This is a genomic window from Acinetobacter sp. M5A5_2a (genome assembly GCF_053345265.1).
Genome location: NZ_JBKEZV010000001.1, coordinates 324,783 through 342,306, shown reverse-complemented (window position 1 = coordinate 342,306; position 17,524 = coordinate 324,783). Strand labels below are relative to the sequence as shown.

At 36.9% G+C, this 17,524-nt stretch carries 18 protein-coding genes; 4 read left to right on the top strand and 14 right to left on the bottom strand.

The window, feature by feature from the left end; all coding sequences use genetic code 11:
- Positions 1-107: 107 nt before the first annotated feature.
- Positions 108-1,265 carry a catalase family protein gene (locus tag ACLBWE_RS01630; protein WP_447600741.1) on the top strand — a complete coding sequence of 386 codons (1,158 nt, stop codon included), beginning with the start codon at positions 108-110 and terminating at the stop codon, positions 1,263-1,265.
- Between the two features lie 59 nt (positions 1,266-1,324).
- Here ACLBWE_RS01630 and ACLBWE_RS01625 read toward each other — a convergent pair whose 3' ends face one another.
- The 3 genes from ACLBWE_RS01625 to ACLBWE_RS01615 all read right to left on the bottom strand — a co-directional run bounded on the left by ACLBWE_RS01625 (position 1,325) and on the right by ACLBWE_RS01615 (position 3,063).
- Positions 1,325-1,633 carry a hypothetical protein gene (locus ACLBWE_RS01625; protein ID WP_447600739.1) on the bottom strand — a complete coding sequence of 103 codons (309 nt, stop codon included), beginning with the start codon at positions 1,631-1,633 and terminating at the stop codon, positions 1,325-1,327.
- 349 nt (positions 1,634-1,982) lie between these two features.
- Positions 1,983-2,438, bottom strand: a complete 456-nt coding sequence (locus tag ACLBWE_RS01620; protein ID WP_004642822.1) for a hypothetical protein — start codon at positions 2,436-2,438, stop codon at positions 1,983-1,985.
- A 190-nt stretch (positions 2,439-2,628) separates the two neighbouring features.
- Positions 2,629-3,063, bottom strand: a complete 435-nt coding sequence (locus ACLBWE_RS01615; protein WP_447600737.1) for a GFA family protein — start codon at positions 3,061-3,063, stop codon at positions 2,629-2,631.
- A gap of 223 nt (positions 3,064-3,286) precedes the next feature.
- Between ACLBWE_RS01615 and ACLBWE_RS01610 the strand changes: the two genes are divergently transcribed.
- Positions 3,287-4,852 carry a phospholipase D family protein gene (locus ACLBWE_RS01610; RefSeq protein WP_205469259.1) on the top strand — a complete coding sequence of 522 codons (1,566 nt, stop codon included), beginning with the start codon at positions 3,287-3,289 and terminating at the stop codon, positions 4,850-4,852.
- 17 nt (positions 4,853-4,869) lie between these two features.
- On the opposite strand, the gene ACLBWE_RS01605 is transcribed toward ACLBWE_RS01610, so the two are convergent.
- The 3 genes from ACLBWE_RS01605 to adeR form a co-directional block, all read right to left on the bottom strand.
- Positions 4,870-5,457 (bottom strand): uracil-DNA glycosylase family protein, encoded by a 588-nt coding sequence (locus ACLBWE_RS01605; protein ID WP_447600735.1) that lies wholly within the window; start codon positions 5,455-5,457, stop codon positions 4,870-4,872.
- Positions 5,458-5,574: 117 nt separating this feature from the next.
- Positions 5,575-6,642 (bottom strand): two-component sensor histidine kinase AdeS, encoded by a 1,068-nt coding sequence (gene adeS, locus ACLBWE_RS01600; RefSeq protein WP_447600733.1) that lies wholly within the window; start codon positions 6,640-6,642, stop codon positions 5,575-5,577.
- Entirely contained in the window at positions 6,632-7,363 is a 732-nt protein-coding gene (adeR, locus tag ACLBWE_RS01595; protein ID WP_231763312.1) for an efflux system response regulator transcription factor AdeR, read from the bottom strand. Before adeR ends, adeS begins: the two co-directional genes overlap by 11 nt.
- A 143-nt stretch (positions 7,364-7,506) precedes the next feature.
- Here adeR and ACLBWE_RS01590 point away from each other — a divergent pair, with 143 nt between their 5' ends.
- Positions 7,507-8,673, top strand: coding sequence for an efflux RND transporter periplasmic adaptor subunit (locus tag ACLBWE_RS01590; protein ID WP_447600730.1), 1,167 nt, complete (start codon positions 7,507-7,509; stop codon positions 8,671-8,673).
- Positions 8,670-11,777 (top strand): AdeB/AdeJ family multidrug efflux RND transporter permease subunit, encoded by a 3,108-nt coding sequence (locus tag ACLBWE_RS01585; protein ID WP_427959590.1) that lies wholly within the window; start codon positions 8,670-8,672, stop codon positions 11,775-11,777. The genes ACLBWE_RS01590 and ACLBWE_RS01585 overlap by 4 nt, the downstream gene beginning before the upstream one ends.
- A gap of 83 nt (positions 11,778-11,860) precedes the next feature.
- Here the strand turns inward: ACLBWE_RS01585 and ACLBWE_RS01580 are convergent, their stop codons facing one another.
- From ACLBWE_RS01580 to pqqA, 8 genes are all read right to left on the bottom strand, one after another.
- Entirely contained in the window at positions 11,861-12,097 is a 237-nt protein-coding gene (locus ACLBWE_RS01580; RefSeq protein WP_005040740.1) for a hypothetical protein, read from the bottom strand.
- 240 nt (positions 12,098-12,337) lie between these two features.
- Entirely contained in the window at positions 12,338-12,514 is a 177-nt protein-coding gene (locus tag ACLBWE_RS01575; RefSeq protein ID WP_003651752.1) for a hypothetical protein, read from the bottom strand.
- 576 nt (positions 12,515-13,090) lie between these two features.
- On the bottom strand, positions 13,091-14,143 hold the full coding sequence (locus ACLBWE_RS01570) for a dipeptidase (RefSeq protein WP_447600727.1): 1,053 nt from the start codon (positions 14,141-14,143) through the stop codon (positions 13,091-13,093).
- A gap of 17 nt (positions 14,144-14,160) precedes the next feature.
- The gene (pqqE, locus tag ACLBWE_RS01565; protein WP_447600725.1) at positions 14,161-15,315 is read right to left on the bottom strand and encodes a pyrroloquinoline quinone biosynthesis protein PqqE; all 1,155 of its coding nucleotides are present in this window, start codon (positions 15,313-15,315) and stop codon (positions 14,161-14,163) included.
- On the bottom strand, positions 15,312-15,596 hold the full coding sequence (gene pqqD / locus ACLBWE_RS01560; protein WP_049836639.1) for a pyrroloquinoline quinone biosynthesis peptide chaperone PqqD: 285 nt from the start codon (positions 15,594-15,596) through the stop codon (positions 15,312-15,314). Before pqqD ends, pqqE begins: the two co-directional genes overlap by 4 nt.
- Positions 15,593-16,351 (bottom strand): pyrroloquinoline-quinone synthase PqqC, encoded by a 759-nt coding sequence (gene pqqC, locus ACLBWE_RS01555; RefSeq protein WP_447600722.1) that lies wholly within the window; start codon positions 16,349-16,351, stop codon positions 15,593-15,595. Before pqqC ends, pqqD begins: the two co-directional genes overlap by 4 nt.
- A gap of 8 nt (positions 16,352-16,359) precedes the next feature.
- Positions 16,360-17,271, bottom strand: coding sequence for a pyrroloquinoline quinone biosynthesis protein PqqB (gene pqqB / locus ACLBWE_RS01550; RefSeq protein ID WP_447600720.1), 912 nt, complete (start codon positions 17,269-17,271; stop codon positions 16,360-16,362).
- Between the two features lie 75 nt (positions 17,272-17,346).
- A complete protein-coding gene (gene pqqA / locus ACLBWE_RS01545; RefSeq protein WP_001982218.1) occupies positions 17,347-17,421 on the bottom strand; it encodes a pyrroloquinoline quinone precursor peptide PqqA in 75 nt (24 codons plus the stop codon).
- Between the last annotated feature and the right edge of the window lie 103 nt (positions 17,422-17,524).

Genomic DNA, 17,524 nt, shown 5'->3' with positions numbered 1-17,524 from the left:
TGACGTTTAAATTATTTACAGTTAATATTTTTTATAAAGCTCAAAATAAACTTAAACAAGAATTCTTAATATTATCCTAAAATATTTTTGCCCTAAGGAGATAATAAATGTCAAATTTTATGCAGCCTATAAATTTTAGGGTGTTGTTTGTATTTACTCCTCTTGTGTTTGCACTAACAGGTTGTAGTGAAACTTTACATTCCCAAAGAACCATACCAATAAAGATATCTTCAGAAAGTATCGCTTATCCAGAAGTTGATACCGTTTTAGGGGAAAAGCTACAGCCTAATGAGGAAGTATTAGCCCAGAACATAGCTCAAGTCATTGAAAAGTCAATTCGTGAACAATATACGGCGGGAAATGCTTTACGTGATGCGCATCCTAAAGCACATGGGTGTGTGCGAGCTGAATTTCATGTCTCAAAAAATATACCTGCTCAGTTCGCTAAAGGCGTTTTTATACCAGACCAAAGTTATCAAGCATGGATTCGCTTTTCTAATGCTTCTAATGACGCCTCTAGTGCTGACATTGACAAAGATGCACGTGGCATAGCGATAAAACTTTTAGGTGTATCTGGAGAGAAAATTTTAGAAAGTGAAAAGCAAGCAACTACCCAAGATTTTATTATGATTAATCACCCTGTCTTTTTTGCGAATGATGCTAAACGATACCTTTCTTTTATAAATGATGTGAATAGCCATAATATGATTAGAAAACTTCATATTCCATTTGCCTTAGGTTTTAAAGGAACAATGAATGCACTCGGAGCACGTAATTCACAAATTGCAAACCCACTCTATGCACGTTACTGGTCTATGGTTCCCTATCAGTTAGGCCTGGGTAATGATCGACAAGCGGTTAAATATTCGGTACGTGCTTGCTCAGTGACAGCAAATAATCTACCTAAAAATCCTAGTCATGATTTTTTAAGAGAGGCTTTAAAAAATACTTTACAGCAAACTGACGCCTGTATGGAATTCCTTATTCAGCCACGAACTTCAAGTCAAATGTTAGTAGAAGACTCGATGACAGAATGGGATGAGAAAGCGGCTCCTTTTTATCAAGTAGCGACTATTCATATTCCAAAGCAGAATTTTGATACGCCCGAGCAAAATAAGTTCTGTGAAAATTTGTCTTTTACGCCGTGGCATGCCTTACCTGCACATAAGCCACTAGGTGCAGTAAACCGAATGCGTAAAGTCATTTATGAAAATATAAGCAGGGTTCGACATGATATGAATTCCGCACCTAGACAAGAGCCTTAAATACCTTATTCCTCTCGGTTTAACATTTAAGTAATCTTGTCTTACGAGGAGCAACTTTTTTATTTAATGACTTTTTTACTGGTGTCTATGGTGATTCGATCAATGAAATCTGCCAGCCATAAAATAAATTCATCTTCATTTTTATGTTTTGGAATCAAGCTTATATCTACTCTAATGAGTAATTCAATTTGCACACTAACAACAGCCCCTTCGAAGTTCACAAAGTTATATAAAAATTTTAATTCTGTACCGGCAATCGCTTTTTCAATTTCTATAATTAAATTATTTAAGTCTTTAAAGTAATTGCTTGAATGTTTGTTTTTAATATTTTTATTAATTTTTTCTGCTAATAATAAGTATTTTGGCATTTTTATCTCCTTATTAATTATTTATAAAATATAAGTATAAAATTGTAGTTGTAAAAATAAATTTATAATTTTTATTAAGATTGTTTCTGTTTTTTAATTTTAATTGATAAATTATGAATATCATAACTATTTATTGTTTTAATAATGTGATCTGGTTTTAATTTTATTCCGATTAAATTGGTAGGTATTTTAACAGCCAGCTAAAAATTTATATTTAAGAAGATCTATATTATTTTAAATATTGAAAATTTTAAAAATCACTATTAAAAAACCGCCCCAGAAGGCGGTTGCTGAATTTACAGCGATATATAGAAGTGTAGTGGACGATCACTTCTATATTTTTTTAAACTTATTTTTCTTCTTTTATAATTTTTGTAAAGGCATCTGACTTGAAATAATTAATAATCATCTCTCCATCATCACCTGTAGATGAGGACACTTTAGGAGGTTCTTCATAGTTAAACTTAAAATCAGGAGGGATAAATTGTGAGATCGGTGGAAGCTTGGCCTCTCCTCCTGTTGTAATTCTTTCAATAAAACCTGCGAGCCAAAGAATATATTCATCTTTATTTTTATGGTTGGGCATGAGGCTCATATCCAACTTAATTGCACATTCTTCTAACGGCTTGGTTAAGCACTCATCAAAATCTATAAAATTATATTTAAGTTTAAACTTGGTTCCTTTAATTTCCTTACGAATTACACCAACCAAATGATTTAAGGTCTCTGCTGAGCTTTCTGAAAATAAATTTTTGTCCTCAATCTTTTTGTACACATTCTCAGCGATGATTAAATATTGTGGCATCTCTATTTTCTCCCTTTTATTGTTTAGCTACTCACTCAGCCTTTTAAGGAAGTATGATAGATATCATGTTTTCTAATGTAATTGTTGTACTGCCAATTGTAATTAATGTGTGTTTGTGAAATCTGAAAGCATAGCTATTCCTAAAAATTAAAGATAACGCAAAGCAAGTCTCTTTTTAGAGAAAATTATTCTAATCAAAAAATATTTTTAGTTCATCTAAAGTTGGAAGCTGGTTATAAGATTCATCTGCCTCTATTGTGTTCGCCCAGTTTGACTTTGAAAACACGCAAAAATTAAGTTTTTTTAGCACAACAATGTCTTTATCTAATAAGCCTAATGGTATCCACATAAAATGTGTATTTCCAACTAGGTTGGGTACTGGCGATCCACATTTACTACAAAATGAAGATGTGAAACCTGTTTCCTTTTTATAAGTACGAATAAGTTCTAAACCTGATAACCATTTAAATTTGTCTTTACCGACCAAAGTGGCCGCGTTTGATCCCGTTCCCGATTGTTTTCGGCAGAGACTACAGTGGCAGTGATAGATAGTCTCTATCTCGTTGGTAATTGAAAATCTTACTTCATTACATAGACAAAAACCCATATGACTCATCTCGAGCATCCTTAAAAAATAATATTGAATATAGCATTAGGTTTAAAACGGTTAAATTTAACTTTATATATTTAAAAGGCTATGTTTTCTTAGAAATACCTATAAAAATAAGGAATTGCTAGCGTTGAGGCTTGGCACAATGCATTTATAAGGTTTAATATGAATTTTGACATATAAATTGAATATAAGAATGCTCTGATAGGTTTAACTTGGATGCAGATTAAATGCTTACATGATCAATCAGCTATACCAGCATTACAGTACTATAGCTTCAAGTGCTTGGGGCTTTACTGATTTACCCTCTTATACAGATACATACGATCCTAATGAGAATGATACAGTGACGAATAGCTTTAATTGGTTGAATGATGAGCAAGCTACAGAAAAAACAGAACAAGGATTAACTGCTTTTGTGGCATTAGATGATGCCTTTATTAGCATTGCTTCTCGCATGTATCTCATTAGAAATGCAAAAGAAAAAATCGATTTACAATATTATATTTGGACAAACGATTTTGTTGGAAACTTAATGCTGCATGAGTTACTAACGGCGGCAGATCGTGGCGTAAAAATCCGCTTACTCATCGATGATCAAAATGGAGTAAAACTTGATGGAGTTCTCAGGAGCCTTCTCCACCATCCTAATTTTGAAATTCGATTATTTAATCCATATAAATTTAGATATTTAAGAATTTTAGACTATATTTTTCGTTTCAAAAAAGTAAACCATCGCATGCATAATAAATTAATTATTGCAGATGGAGCGATTGCCGTAACAGGTGGTCGAAATATCAGTAGTGAATATTTTGATGCAAGTAGTAAGTTTCAATTTACTGACTTAGATATTTTATTTTATGGACATACGGTACAGCATGCCCAGACTGTCTTTAATGATTTCTGGCAAAGCGAGCTAAGCCAAGATGCTACTGAGCTTATCGGAACTTGTGCTGTCCACCACCTACAATCGTTACGACAGCACTATCATGATCTAATTCATGAAAGTGAAAATCATACTCAAACCGAAGATAAGCTTTACGATGCTCAAAGCTATTTAAAAGAACTTTTAGAGCACTATCCCATTCAATGGTCAAAAGCGTATTTTGTTGCAGATTCACCTAAAAAAATCTTAGGAATAGCCTCTAAAGAAGAGATGCTTTATGGGCAAGTCATGAGGATTATGGGTGAACCAAAGCAGCATATAGAATTAGCTTCTGCTTATTTTGTTCCCACACAACAGGGTGCTTATTATTTAAAACAGCTAAAAGTGCAAGGAGTTAAAGTCAGGGTTTTAACAAATTCTTTTGCTGCAAATGACGTGGCGATTGTGCATGCATTTTATAGTCAATATCGAGTTGAAATGCTAAAAAGTGGTGTAGAACTATTTGAGTTTAAGCCATTTTTAGAACGTAGACGTAGAACATGGTATGAAGTTGTGACTGGAAGCGTGATCCCTGCAAAAGGCAAAAATAAATCGAGTTTACATGCCAAGTTTTTTGACGTAGACGGTAAAGTATTTATTGGTTCATTTAATTTTGATCCACGTTCGACATATTTAAATACTGAGGTTGGGCTTGTGATTGAATCGAGTCAATTACAGGCTCAAGTTTCGGTGATGCTTGATCAGCATTTACCACAAGTTGCTTATCAGCTTAAGTTAAATAGTGAAGGAAAAATTATTTGGTTAGATTATCAATCTAATGGAAAAGTTATTGAATATGAAAAAGACCCGGATACGAGTCTGTTCCAACGCACAATGATTAAAGCCGTTTCATATTTGCCAGTTGAATGGATGATGTAACAACACTTCAATTTTATTTATAAGATACCAATCTCTTTAAAGAATTTTTGATAAGCCTCTGCTTTTTTCTCTAATGCCAATGGATAAGCTCTAGAAGAGGATGGTAAGCGGTATAAACTAATATCCCGCCCTGCAAAGCGAGTTGATGTAGATGTTCCTATAAGTGGTTTTTCAGTGTGCTCCGGTAAAATAGAAATTAAAGTATCAGTCGCTTTATCGCCTGTAGTCATGATGGTTTGACATAACGGAATCTGCTGAAGTAACACAGCAAGATCTGTTGGCGTTACTATTTCAAGAAATTTATCTGCGGCATTCCCCTTCAATCGCTTAATTTGGTAAGCCGTATCAAAGATTGCAATACCTGTTTCAATCAAGAAATTTCGAATACGTTCTTCATTAAAATTTTTCTGGTTTTCACTTAAAAAGTGGGTTTTATCTTGAAAAAAAATTAAACCGAAAATACGCCACATGTCATTTTGGAAATTTGGATAGTAAAAATCCATCTTCCATTTATTACGCGGTGGTGGAAAACTACCTAACATTAATAAACGGGCATTTTTGGGTAAAAATGGTTCAAGTGGATGTGTTTCTATCTCAATTATCATAAAAAATCAGTATTTACTTAAAAATTTTATAAATAAACTAACCTATTTTCGAGTTAATCACGAGTCAAGAAATGCAATTTCTCTTCATTAAAGCGTTAAGGGATGCCACAACAGCGATCATTCTTGCGGAATGCTTATTTTAAAAATGCTATGTGAATGTTGATTGAGATAATCGACCTGACCTTTATGGGCAATAACAAGGGCTTGTACAACTGAAAGACCCAAGCCAGTGCCGCCTAACTCTTTATTTCTTGATTGTTCTAACCTAAAGAAAGGATTAAATAAATCTTTGCGATGCTCAGCTGAAATACCCGGCCCTTCATCTTCTATTTCAAGAATCCAGTTAGATTGGTCTTGTCTTGTTGAAACAAGTAGCTGCCCTGGATTTGCATATCGGGTAGCATTATCAAGTAAAGCAATTAAAACTTGTTCTATTCGCCTTTGATCACACTTAACTTCTGGCGCTTGAATGTCAAAAATGACTTCAAGCTGAGCTTTTTCTAATTTTTCTTGAAACATGTGCACGACTTTGTGGGCAGTTTCATTAAAATTAATAATTTCAAGATGAAGCCTGAGTTGTTGGTTTTCAAAAAGGCTTAATGTACGTAAGTCTTCAACTAAATTTGACAGACCTTCAACTTGATTAAGTAAATTTTTAAATAAGATAGGATCTGCTTCAAAAACACCATCAATAATCCCCTGTAACCTGCCCTGCAAAATAGTGACTGGAGTTCGTAACTCATGTGCAATTGCAGCATTCCAGACATGAGCGTTTTCAACTGAGGTTTCGAGCTTTTGAGCCATATCATTAAAATTATCCATGAGCTCAGCAATTTCAGAAGAATGATGTGTCGGTTTTTCTACTCGTGCAGTTAAATCCCCATGGCTAATTTTTTTTGCTGCATCTGCTAATAGATTAATAGGCACAATAAAACGTTGAGCAAGCTTTATGCCTAAAATAATTGATAATGCTGTACCAAACAGAAGCACGGCAAATAACCATATGCCATCTAAATAGTGGAAAAACTCATCACTTTCTTTGAGTTTTTCAAGAGAAATAAGACCCACTTCGATTGCAATATAATAGGTGCCGTAGCCTAAAATAAGCGAACTCAACGTAACACTTAGACTGGTAAAGCTCAGTGCAATAATAAGTTGTTTACTAATGCCTGTTTTATTTTTCATGAGGATTGTCCAGCCTATAACCTACACCACGAACGTTAATGAGCATATTGTGTAAGCCCAGATCTTCTATTTTCTTTCGTAGCTTACTGACGTGGCTATCGACCGTGCGTTCTAATGCATCTCGATCTGGTAAGCATTGATTCATCAGTTCAGAGCGGGTAAAAACTTTATGAGGGTGAGGTAACATCAACAACAAAATTTTGTACTCAGTCAGAGTTAAATTAAGTGCTTGTTGTTTTTCATCCGAATAAATATAGGCTGTATGAATTTCTGTATTCACTTCAATATTTTTATAAATTAAGTTCCGGTTAGGCGTTTGCTGATTTTGTTGAGTACGTCGTAGTACCGCTTGCACACGTGCGACCACTTCATTTGGGTTAAATGGTTTTACTACAAAATCATCCGCCCCAATTCGTAAAGCCATGACTTTATCGATTTCTTGATCTAAAGCAGTCAGCATAATTACAGGTGTAGCTGCTTTTTGCCGAATTTTATTCAGGACTTCCCATCCACTCAATTCGGGCATTTTGATATCGAGTATGACCAGATCAATGGGCTGCGTTGCATGTATTTCAATCGCCTGCTTACCATTCATGGCCCGTACAACACGCATGCCTTCGCGCTTAAGATAATGTTCAATAATATCGCCAATATCATATTCATCTTCTACGACAAGAATAAGCTTATCCTGACAGTTGAACGTAAAGCTTGGCTCGAACATATGAATAAAACGCGAGAAAAATTTGATTTATCATACGCGTATTTTTTGATAAATCTCCACACTTTTTCCATATATTCGTGATTTTCGTTACACACACATCAAAAATAATGTCAGCATCTAGAAGTCCATTAGGTGTTATAAAAGTGCAAAAGCATTTTTTAGTTCCATTCGTTTTATCTTTCAGTCTTGTGTTACATGGTTGTGGGACAGAACAAGCAAGTGATCAAACACAGGTATCTACAGCTAAAGTTACCGTTATTTCAGTTCAACCGCAGCCGATTAATTTTAACGAAAACTTACCTGCACGCGTTCAAGCTTTCAGGACTGCCGAAATTCGCCCTCAAGTTGGTGGCATTATCGAAAAAGTTTTATTTGCTCAAGGTAGTGAAGTTAAAGCTGGGCAACCGCTATATAAAATAAACTCAGAGACATTTGAGGCAGATGTAAATAGTAATCGAGCTGGGCTAAATAAAGCTGAAGCGGAAGTAAATCGTTTAAAAATACAACTCGAACGCTATCAGCAACTTTTACCAAGTAACGCAATTAGTAAGCAAGAAGTGAGTAACGCCGAAGCGCAATATCGACAAGCGATTGCAGATGTTGCCCAAATGGAAGCTTTGTTGGCTCGCCAAAATCTTAATTTACGGTACGCGACAGTGCGAGCACCGATTTCAGGACGTATTGGTAAATCATTTGTGACTGAAGGTGCATTAGTTAGCCAAGGTGATAGCAATACTATGGCTACAATTCAACAAATTGATCGTGTGTATGTCGATGTAAAACAGTCTATTGGTGAATATGAGCGTTTACAGGCAGCTTTACAAAGTGGAGAGCTATCTGCTAACAATCAAAAAGATGTGCAGATTCTAAATAGTTTAGGACAACCCTATAACGTCTCGGCAAAAATGCTTTTTGAAGACATTAATGTTGACCCTGAAACTGGTGATGTCACCATTCGTATTGAAGTAAATAACTCTGAAAGAAAATTACTTCCGGGTATGTATGTGCGCGTCACTATTGAACGTGCTTCGGTTCCTCAGGCTTTACTCGTTCCAGAGCAAGCAATTCAGCGCAATATGAACGGCGATCCGCAAGTCTACGTGGTAAATGCTAAAGGTGGTGCAGACATTCGCGCTATAGAATTAGGGCAACAATATGAGCAATTTTATCTCATCAATAAAGGGCTCAAAGCAGGCGACAAAGTTGTTGTTGAAGGTATAGAGCGCATTCAGCCAAACCAGAAGCTGGCGATTTCCGTATGGAAAGCAGCTTCAGCAGAAAATACGGCGAAGCAAGGAGACACGAAATGATGTCTCAATTCTTTATTCGCCGTCCTATTTTTGCATGGGTCATTGCGATTTTTATTATTTTATTTGGTGTACTCAGTATTCCAAAGTTACCTATTGCCCGCTTTCCGAGTGTTGCACCACCTGAGGTTAACATTACAGCAAGCTATCCGGGGGCTACTCCAAAAACTATTAATGATAGTGTGATTACCCTCATTGAACGGGAAATGTCAGGAGTAAAAAACCTACTCTACTATAGCGCCACAACCGATTCATCTGGTACTGCTGAAATTACCGCGACTTTTAAACCCGGTACTGATGTCGATATGGCTCAAGTCGATGTACAGAATAAAATTAAAGCGGTTGAAGCACGATTACCGCAAGTGGTTCGTCAACAAGGTTTATCTGTAGAAGCATCTTCATCAGGCTTTTTAATGCTTGTAGGCTTAAATTCACCTAATCACCGCTATTCAGAAGTAGATTTGAGTGACTATCTGGTACGCAATGTAGTTGAAGAGCTTAAACGTGTTGAAGGTGTTGGAAAAATTCAATCCTTCGGTGCTGAGAAAGCAATGCGGATTTGGGTAGACCCAAACAAGTTGGTCTCTTATGGATTATCAATAAGCGACGTAAACAATGCAATTCGGAATAATAATATTGATATTGCACCAGGTCGGCTTGGTGATAGGCCTTTAATTAACGGTCAACTAATTACCGTACCTTTGTCTGCTCAAGGACAGCTTGAAAATGTTGAGCAGTTCAAAAATATTAGTCTAAAGAGCAACATTAGTGGTGCCAATATTAAGCTGTCTGATGTGGCCGATGTAGAAATGGGTGCTCAGTCATATAACTTTGCCATTTTAGAAAATGGTAAACCTGCAACTGCTGCGGCGGTTCAGCTTAGCCCTGGTGCAAATGCGGTAAAAACAGCGGAAGGTGTCAAACAGAAACTCGAAGAATTAAAAGTAAATTTACCCGAAGGTATGCAATTTAGTGTTCCATACGATACTGCGCCTTTTGTTAAGGTTTCGATAGAAAAAGTAGTTCATACATTAATTGAAGCCATGGTTTTGGTTTTTATTGTGATGTATCTATTTCTTCATAATGTTCGCTATACCTTAATTCCTGCGATTGTGGCTCCAATTGCCCTGCTTGGTACCTTTACCATCATGCTTTTGACGGGTTACTCAATTAATGTGTTAACCATGTTTGGTATGGTGCTTGCGATCGGGATTATTGTTGATGATGCTATTGTCGTGGTCGAAAACGTCGAACGGATTATGGCAACCGAAGGTTTAGCGCCTAGAGAAGCGACTTCAAAGGCCATGACTGAGATTACCAGCCCGATTATTGGTATTACTTTGGTGCTGGCAGCAGTGTTTTTACCCATGGCTTTAGCAAGCGGATCAGTCGGCATTATTTATCGCCAGTTTACTATTACCATGTCAGTTTCAATTTTATTCTCGGCATTTTTAGCGCTCACTCTTACACCTGCCCTTTGCGCAACCTTATTAAAACCGATTGATGCACATCATCAAAAGAAAGGGTTTTATGCATGGTTTGATCGTAGCTTTGACAAAGTCACAAAAAAATATGAAGTTCTTCTACTTAAAGTCGTTAAACATACTATTCCGACTTTAATCATTTTTGTGGTGATTACGGGACTAACTTTTGCAGGAATGAAATATTGGCCAACTGCTTTTATGCCTGAAGAAGATCAAGGCTGGTTTTTGACTTCATTCCAGTTACCATCCGATGCAACAGCTGAACGAACTCAAAAAATCGTCAAAGAATTTGAGGACCATTTAAACGAGCAGTCAGATGTAAAAAGTAATATTTCAATTATGGGCTGGGGATTTAGTGGCGCTGGACAAAACGTAGCACTTGCTTTTACAACCTTAAAAGATTTTAGTGAACGTGATAAATCCACGACCGACTATACTAACTTCATTAATGCAGAAATGGCGAATAGTAAAGAAGGTACAACGATGTCGGTACTTCCTCCTGCCATTGATGAATTAGGCACATCTTCAGGCTTTAGCTTGCGCTTACAAGACAAAGCAAATTTAGGAATGCCTGCCTTAATTTCTGCACAAGAAAAACTTATGGAAATGGCTGGTCAAAACAAAAAGTTTTATATGGTTTATCCTGAAGGTTTGCCCGAAGGTGACAATATTAGCTTGAAAATAGACCGTGAGAAGTTAAGTGCTCTAGGGGTAAGCTTTGCTTCCGTTTCAGATATTATTTCGACTTCAATGGGGTCAATGTATATCAATGATTTTCCGAACCAAGGACGAATGCAGCAAGTTATTGTTCAGGCCAATGCAAAATCACGAATGCACTTAAAAGATATTTTAAGTTTGAAGGTTGCGGGCGCAAATGGAAAACTGGTTTCTCTATCTGAAGTGGTAACTCCTCAGTGGAATAAGTTGCCGCAGCAATATAATCGCTATAATGGCCGTCCTTCATTAAGTATCGCTGGTGTTCCTAACATGAGTGTATCTTCTGGCGATGCGATGAGAGAAATGGAAAAACTGATTGCCAAGCTTCCTCAAGGAATCGGTTATGAGTGGACAGGTATTTCTTTGCAAGAAAAACAGTCTGAATCTCAAATGGTATTTCTTATTGCTTTATCGATGTTGGTCGTGTTTTTAGTGTTAGCTGCACTTTATGAAAGTTGGTCAATTCCGTTGTCAGTTATGCTGGTTGTTCCTTTAGGAATCTTTGGTGCAATTTTAGCCATTATTTTAAGAGAAATACCAAATGATATTTTCTTCAAAATCGGTCTAATTACCATTATTGGTCTATCTGCCAAAAATGCGATCTTAATTGTTGAGTTCGCAAAAATGCTCAAAGAAGAAGGAATGAGTTTAGTTGAAGCAGCCGTTGCAGCAGCGAAATTACGCTTACGCCCAATTCTAATGACTTCCCTTGCCTTCACTTGTGGTGTGATTCCATTGGTGATTGCAAGTGGGGCGAGTTCAGAAACTCAACATGCGCTAGGTACAGGTGTATTTGGAGGGATGATATCTGCCACTATTCTGGCAATCTTTTTTGTCCCAGTATTCTTTATATTTGTGTTGGGAGCAGCAGAAAAATTCTTCTCTAAGAAGAAAATTAGCTCTTAGTTAAATGCATTGAGGCGAAACTTATCTGTGTTTCGCCTCAACAACTTAGAAATATAAAACTGTACTAGAGAAGTAAGAATCGATTAAGAGTTAAGGACTTTAAAGACCTTGCCTGTTCTTGGATGAGCAAAAGTATTATCTTGATCTAAATTAATGACTTTATCCGAAATCACAATTTTAGAAAGTGGTAACCAGTTTTGCTCTATTCCAGCTTCGACAAAGCTTTTCTCATCAATATTTTCATAAATTTGTTCAACAACAATTTCCATACCACACATACTTTTGGCATTTACTTCTTTTAAAATATGGCGCTTTGACATTCTAGTCTCCATTTTTATTATTCGCATCGATAATAATAAAGGCTCCTTTGATACAATATGTAAATTTTAATAATGAAAGTGTTTTTTTATTTTAATCATACTTTTCTAATAATTAAATGAATAGTTGAGTGATTATTTAATTTAAATATTATATTTAAGTTAATCTATTCAAAATAATTATTACTTTTATTTTTAATAAAAATTAAAGGGTTCATTATCTGAACCCCTTTTTATTTAATTCTAAACTTTTACAGCGTTATCAAGCTGGCCATCATCTTGATTTTTAGCACTGTCTTTACTAATCACTGAGTCAGTATCGCTATCTGTGTTAAAACTCTTACTGTTTTTTTGCTTTTTCTTGTACACACACATCCCAATCGCAATTCCTGTTCCCAATACTATAATTGACTTTAACATTTTGCACCTCTTCGATTAACGGAGTATTTTTGAAAAATCAACTTAAATTAATAGCACATAATTTGTTATTTAACGGCTTTCATTTGCTCCGCTTTTGTAAGGTATTTAATTTTTATGTTAATTGAATAGTGTAATAGTTAAAAAAATAAATTTTGATACAAAGTAAAAAGCCTATTCTGTTGTTGAATAGGCTTTTACTGTATTTCAGGATTAAGCAGTATTATGAATTGCTTTAAAACAATCTTATTATCTTTAAATACACTACAAATGTATTTAATGCTGAACTTTTAGTCAAGATGGGATTGAAGGGTTTTACCAATAATTAGTAATTATTGTGATGGAAGTCACGTTTGTGTAATTTGGATAAGAAAAAACCCATTTCTACTTCTCATGAAGAAATGGGTAATGTGAAAACCACAAAAGACCTGAAATACTAAATGTTCTTACATTCAGTAAGGTTGAGTTTAGTGAATTTACCGAATGGTTGACAATTAAACTATTTGTATTTTTTTTAGTCATTTCAGCCAATCAAAAAATGCAAATAATTAGTTATGTTCAATATGTTTAGCTCTAAAACTATTCACCCAGAATCCGATAAAGCACGTTTATCCAATTCGTAAAACATAGTTTTTCAATGAGTTCGCTTGAGTAGGCTCGTTGTTGCATGCGATGAATAAGTTTATGTAAGCCCATAACATCTTCAAGCTCTGTACCAATGAGTGCACCGTCAAAATCGGAACCAAAAGCTACATGCTCTTCGCCAAGTCGATCTATTAAATAATCAAGATGGTCTAAAATTACATCTATAGATGTATTTGCATTACGTTGTCCATCTGAGCGTAAAAAAGCAACATCGAAATTTACGCCTACCATACCTTTACTGTCTCGAATAGCTTTAAGCTGCTGGTCAGTTAAATTGCGGGCTTGAGGACATAAAGCGTGTGCATTAGAGTGTGTTGCTACGATTGGCTGTTGCAATAGATCTACAGTATCCCAAAAAGCCTGTTCATTCATATGGGAAACATCAATCACCATTTTTTTATTGGCACAGCGCTTTAAAAAGGCTTTGCCGTCTTGGGTAAGACCAGCTCCTGTGTCGGGTGAGTGAGGAAACTTAGCATTCAAACCATGTCCAAACCGACTGGGCCTATTCCAAAGTGGGCCGATACTCCGCAGACCTCTATCATAAAATACATCTAGTAAATCGGGGTTTTGTTGTAAAGCTTCTGCCCCTTCCATATGCAGCACAATGCCCAGTTTCTGCGTGCCTACACAACTCTGAATATCCTGAACTGATGTGCAAATTTGAATGTCCGTAGAACGTTGTGCGAGTTTGTGAGCTAAATCGAGTTGTTCTAAACAAATCTGCTCAATTTGCTGCTGGGTAAAATCAGAAGCATTTTGATCAAATAATTTATTGGGATGATGCTGTTGAACATAGCTAAATGGAGGTAAAAAAATGGCAAACATTCCACCAACAAAGCCTGCTTGCTGGCAGCGTTTTAAGTCTAGATGGCCTGCTAAACGTTCGTGCAGAAAAGCATTTACAGGATCTGCATGATCACTTAGCCATAAACGCGTTAATGCATCATTATGTCCATCAAAAACTGGAATATGGCTAGGCTTCATAAGATTCCCGCTGCTTGCTAGTTATCTATAATCGTGTGGACTGGAATATTTTGTGAAGCACTTAAAGATTTAGAATTTCTGCTATTACGGAATACTAACTGTTGTAGTGGAGCTGCTACATGACTTTCTGTACGTGCTTGTTCAATCATTTGATGATACGGTGATTTTCCACATACAGGATCAGCATTAGCAGCATCGCCGGTCAACATATACGCCTGACAGCGACATCCGCCAAAGTCACGATCTTTATCGGGGCAACTGCGGCAGCCTTCTGGCATCCATGCATCGCCACGGAAATGATTGAATCCAGTTGATTTGTACCAGATATCTGACAATTTATGTTCACGGACGTTTGGAAACGAAATTGGTAATTGCCGTGCTGCATGGCAAGGCAGCGCCATACCATCTGGAGCAACTGTAAAGAAGATTTTACCCCAGCCATTCATACAGGCTTTTGGTCGTTCTTCATAATAATCAGGCACTACAAAAATGAGTTTGCACGGATGATTTTGCGCTTTTAATTTTTCTCGATATTCATTGGTAATCCGTTCGGCACGTATCAGTTGTTCTTGTGTTGGTAGCAAACCTTGGCGGTTTAAAAAAGCCCAACCGTAAAACTGACAAATTGCTAACTCGACTGTGTCTGCATTGAGCTCTAGGCAAAGTTCAATAATTTGTTCAATCTGGTCAATGTTATGCCGATGGATTACAAAATTGAGCACCATCGGATAATCATATTTTTTAACTAGTCGGCACATTTCATACTTTTGTTCAAAAGCATGTTTTGAACCTGCCAAGGCATCATTTACCACAGGATCACTAGCTTGAAAGCTCACTTGAATGTGATCTAACCCCGCTTGTTTTAAATCAGCAATCCGTTGTTCGGTAAGACCCATACCAGAGGTAATTAGGTTGGTATAAAACCCTTGCAGGTGAGCATGTGCAACGAGTTGTTCTAAGTCCTGACGCACCAGCGGTTCACCGCCAGAAAAACCCAGTTGAACAGCACCCATCTGACGTGCCTGATCAAAAACATCAAACCACTCTTGAGTGGTCAGCTCATTTTTATGTTGAGCGTAGTCTAATGGGTTTGAGCAATATGGGCATTGTAGCGGACAACGATAAGTTAACTCCGCTAATAACCATAAAGGTAGGCCAACACCTTCTGTCATACCAAGTCAATCCAGTGTTGCTGCTTTGCGACCAGCATGTAGTCCACTACATCTTGATCAATCTCAGCAATCTCACCAAATTTTTGCTTTAACTGGGCAATAATTGCGGAAACATTTTGCTGCCCATCAATATATTGTCCGATTGCCCCTGCACTTTCATTTAACTTGATCATGCCTTCAGGATATAAAATCACAAAACCATTTTGAGCTGGTTCGAACTGAAAACGGTAACCTTGTCGCCACGTCGGCACAAGGTTTAAATCAAACTGTTCTTTATTCATTTAAATAGTCCTTTGTGCCAAACCCGTTTGCTAGTCACACTGTGATACGGTGCTTCATTGTGAACATATGCCAGCGTTAAAGCATCTAAAATGCTCCATAAAATATCCAGCTTAAACTGCAATATTTCAAGCATTCGTTCTTGTTGCTCATGAGTCGTAAATGAATCAAGCGTAATCGTTAAGCCATGTTCAACGTCACGGCGTGCCTGACTTAAACGTGAACGGAAATACTCATAGCCTTTATCATCAATCCATGGGTAGTGCTGTGGCCACGACTCTAGACGTGATTGATGAATTTTCGGGGCGAAAAGTTCAGTTAAAGAACTACTTGCTGCTTCCCGCCATGAAGCACGACGTGCGAAGTTCACATAGGCATCTACAGCAAATCGAACACCTGGTAATACCAGTTCTTCAGAAATCACTTGTTCACGACTCAAGCCCACAGCTTCGGCTAACCGTAACCATGCTTCTCGACCACCGCCATCAGGATATTCACCATCTTGATCGATCATGCGTTGAATCCATTCTTGACGAACGCGTTGGTCTGGGCAATTTGCCATAATGGCTGCATCTTTGAGCGGGATATTAATTTGATAGTAATAGCGGTTTGCAACCCAAGCCTGAATTTGTTGTTGAGTTGCTTTGCCTTCATACATCATCACGTGAAATGGATGATAAATATGATAATACTGGCCTTTATCAATAATCGCTTGTTTAAATTGCTCTGTTGTTAAAGCTTCAGGTGTTTGAATCATGTTTCACCTTAGAGTTCAATCTGCATGCCATCATAGGCAACTTCTACACCATTTGCTTTAAGCTCAGCAAACTGGCTAGAGTTTTCATTTAAAATTGGATTGGTATTGTTAATATGAATAAGTACTTTTTTAGGCGTACTCAGTTGGTTCAAATAAGACAGCGAACCACCTTCGCCACTAATATATAAATGCCCCATTTCACGGCCACTTTTTTTACCAACCCCTGTTTGCTGCATTTCATCATCTGTCCAGAGCGTTCCATCAATCATGACACAGTCTGAACTCTGCATAATCTGCATGATTTGATCATCAATTTTTCCAAGACCCGGCGCATAGAACAACTGCTTTTGTGTTTTATGGTCTTTGATAATTAAGGCAATGTTGTCGCCGTCATGTGGGTCATGTCGATGTGGTGAATACGGCGGCGCAGCACTTTTAATGATGAGTGGAATAAATTCTAAATTTTCAAAACCATCAATTTTAAAAGCTTCTTTAGGGTTAATCTCGTGATATTGAAGACCACCATTCCAGTGTTTTAGCATATTAAAAACTGGAAAGCCGCTCGTTAAATCTTGGTGGACCATTTCTGTACACCACACATTCATTGGGCAACCTTCACGTAAGGTTAAAAGCCCAGTCGTATGGTCTAACTGGCTGTCCATTAAAATAACGCTTGTTATTCCTGTATCACGCAATTTACGAGCTGGTTGAGCTGCTTTAAATTCGAAAAGCTGCTGACGAATATCAGGTGATGCGTTTAATAAAATCCAGTCTACGCCATTTTCTGAAACCGCAATTGATGATTGAGTACGGGGTTTGGCATTAATCGTACCTGTACGGACACCATGACAATTCGGGCAATTACAATTCCACTGCGGGAACCCGCCTCCGGCAGCTGAACCTAAAACATAAATATACATAAAATTAATATCTTATTAGAAAGAGATAAGCCCTAGAACAAGACTAGGGCTTATGACATATTTGGATGAAGCTGATTAACGTGCTTCGAAGTACATTGTAACTTCAAAACCAATGCGTAAATCAGTAAAAGCGGGTTTAGTCCATTGCATAAATTATCTCCGGTTCATATTAATCTTGTGAAATGAATCACTTGATTAAATCTTATAAGGCAATTAAAAATTTATTCTAAATAAAAAATTGGGGTTTGTAGAC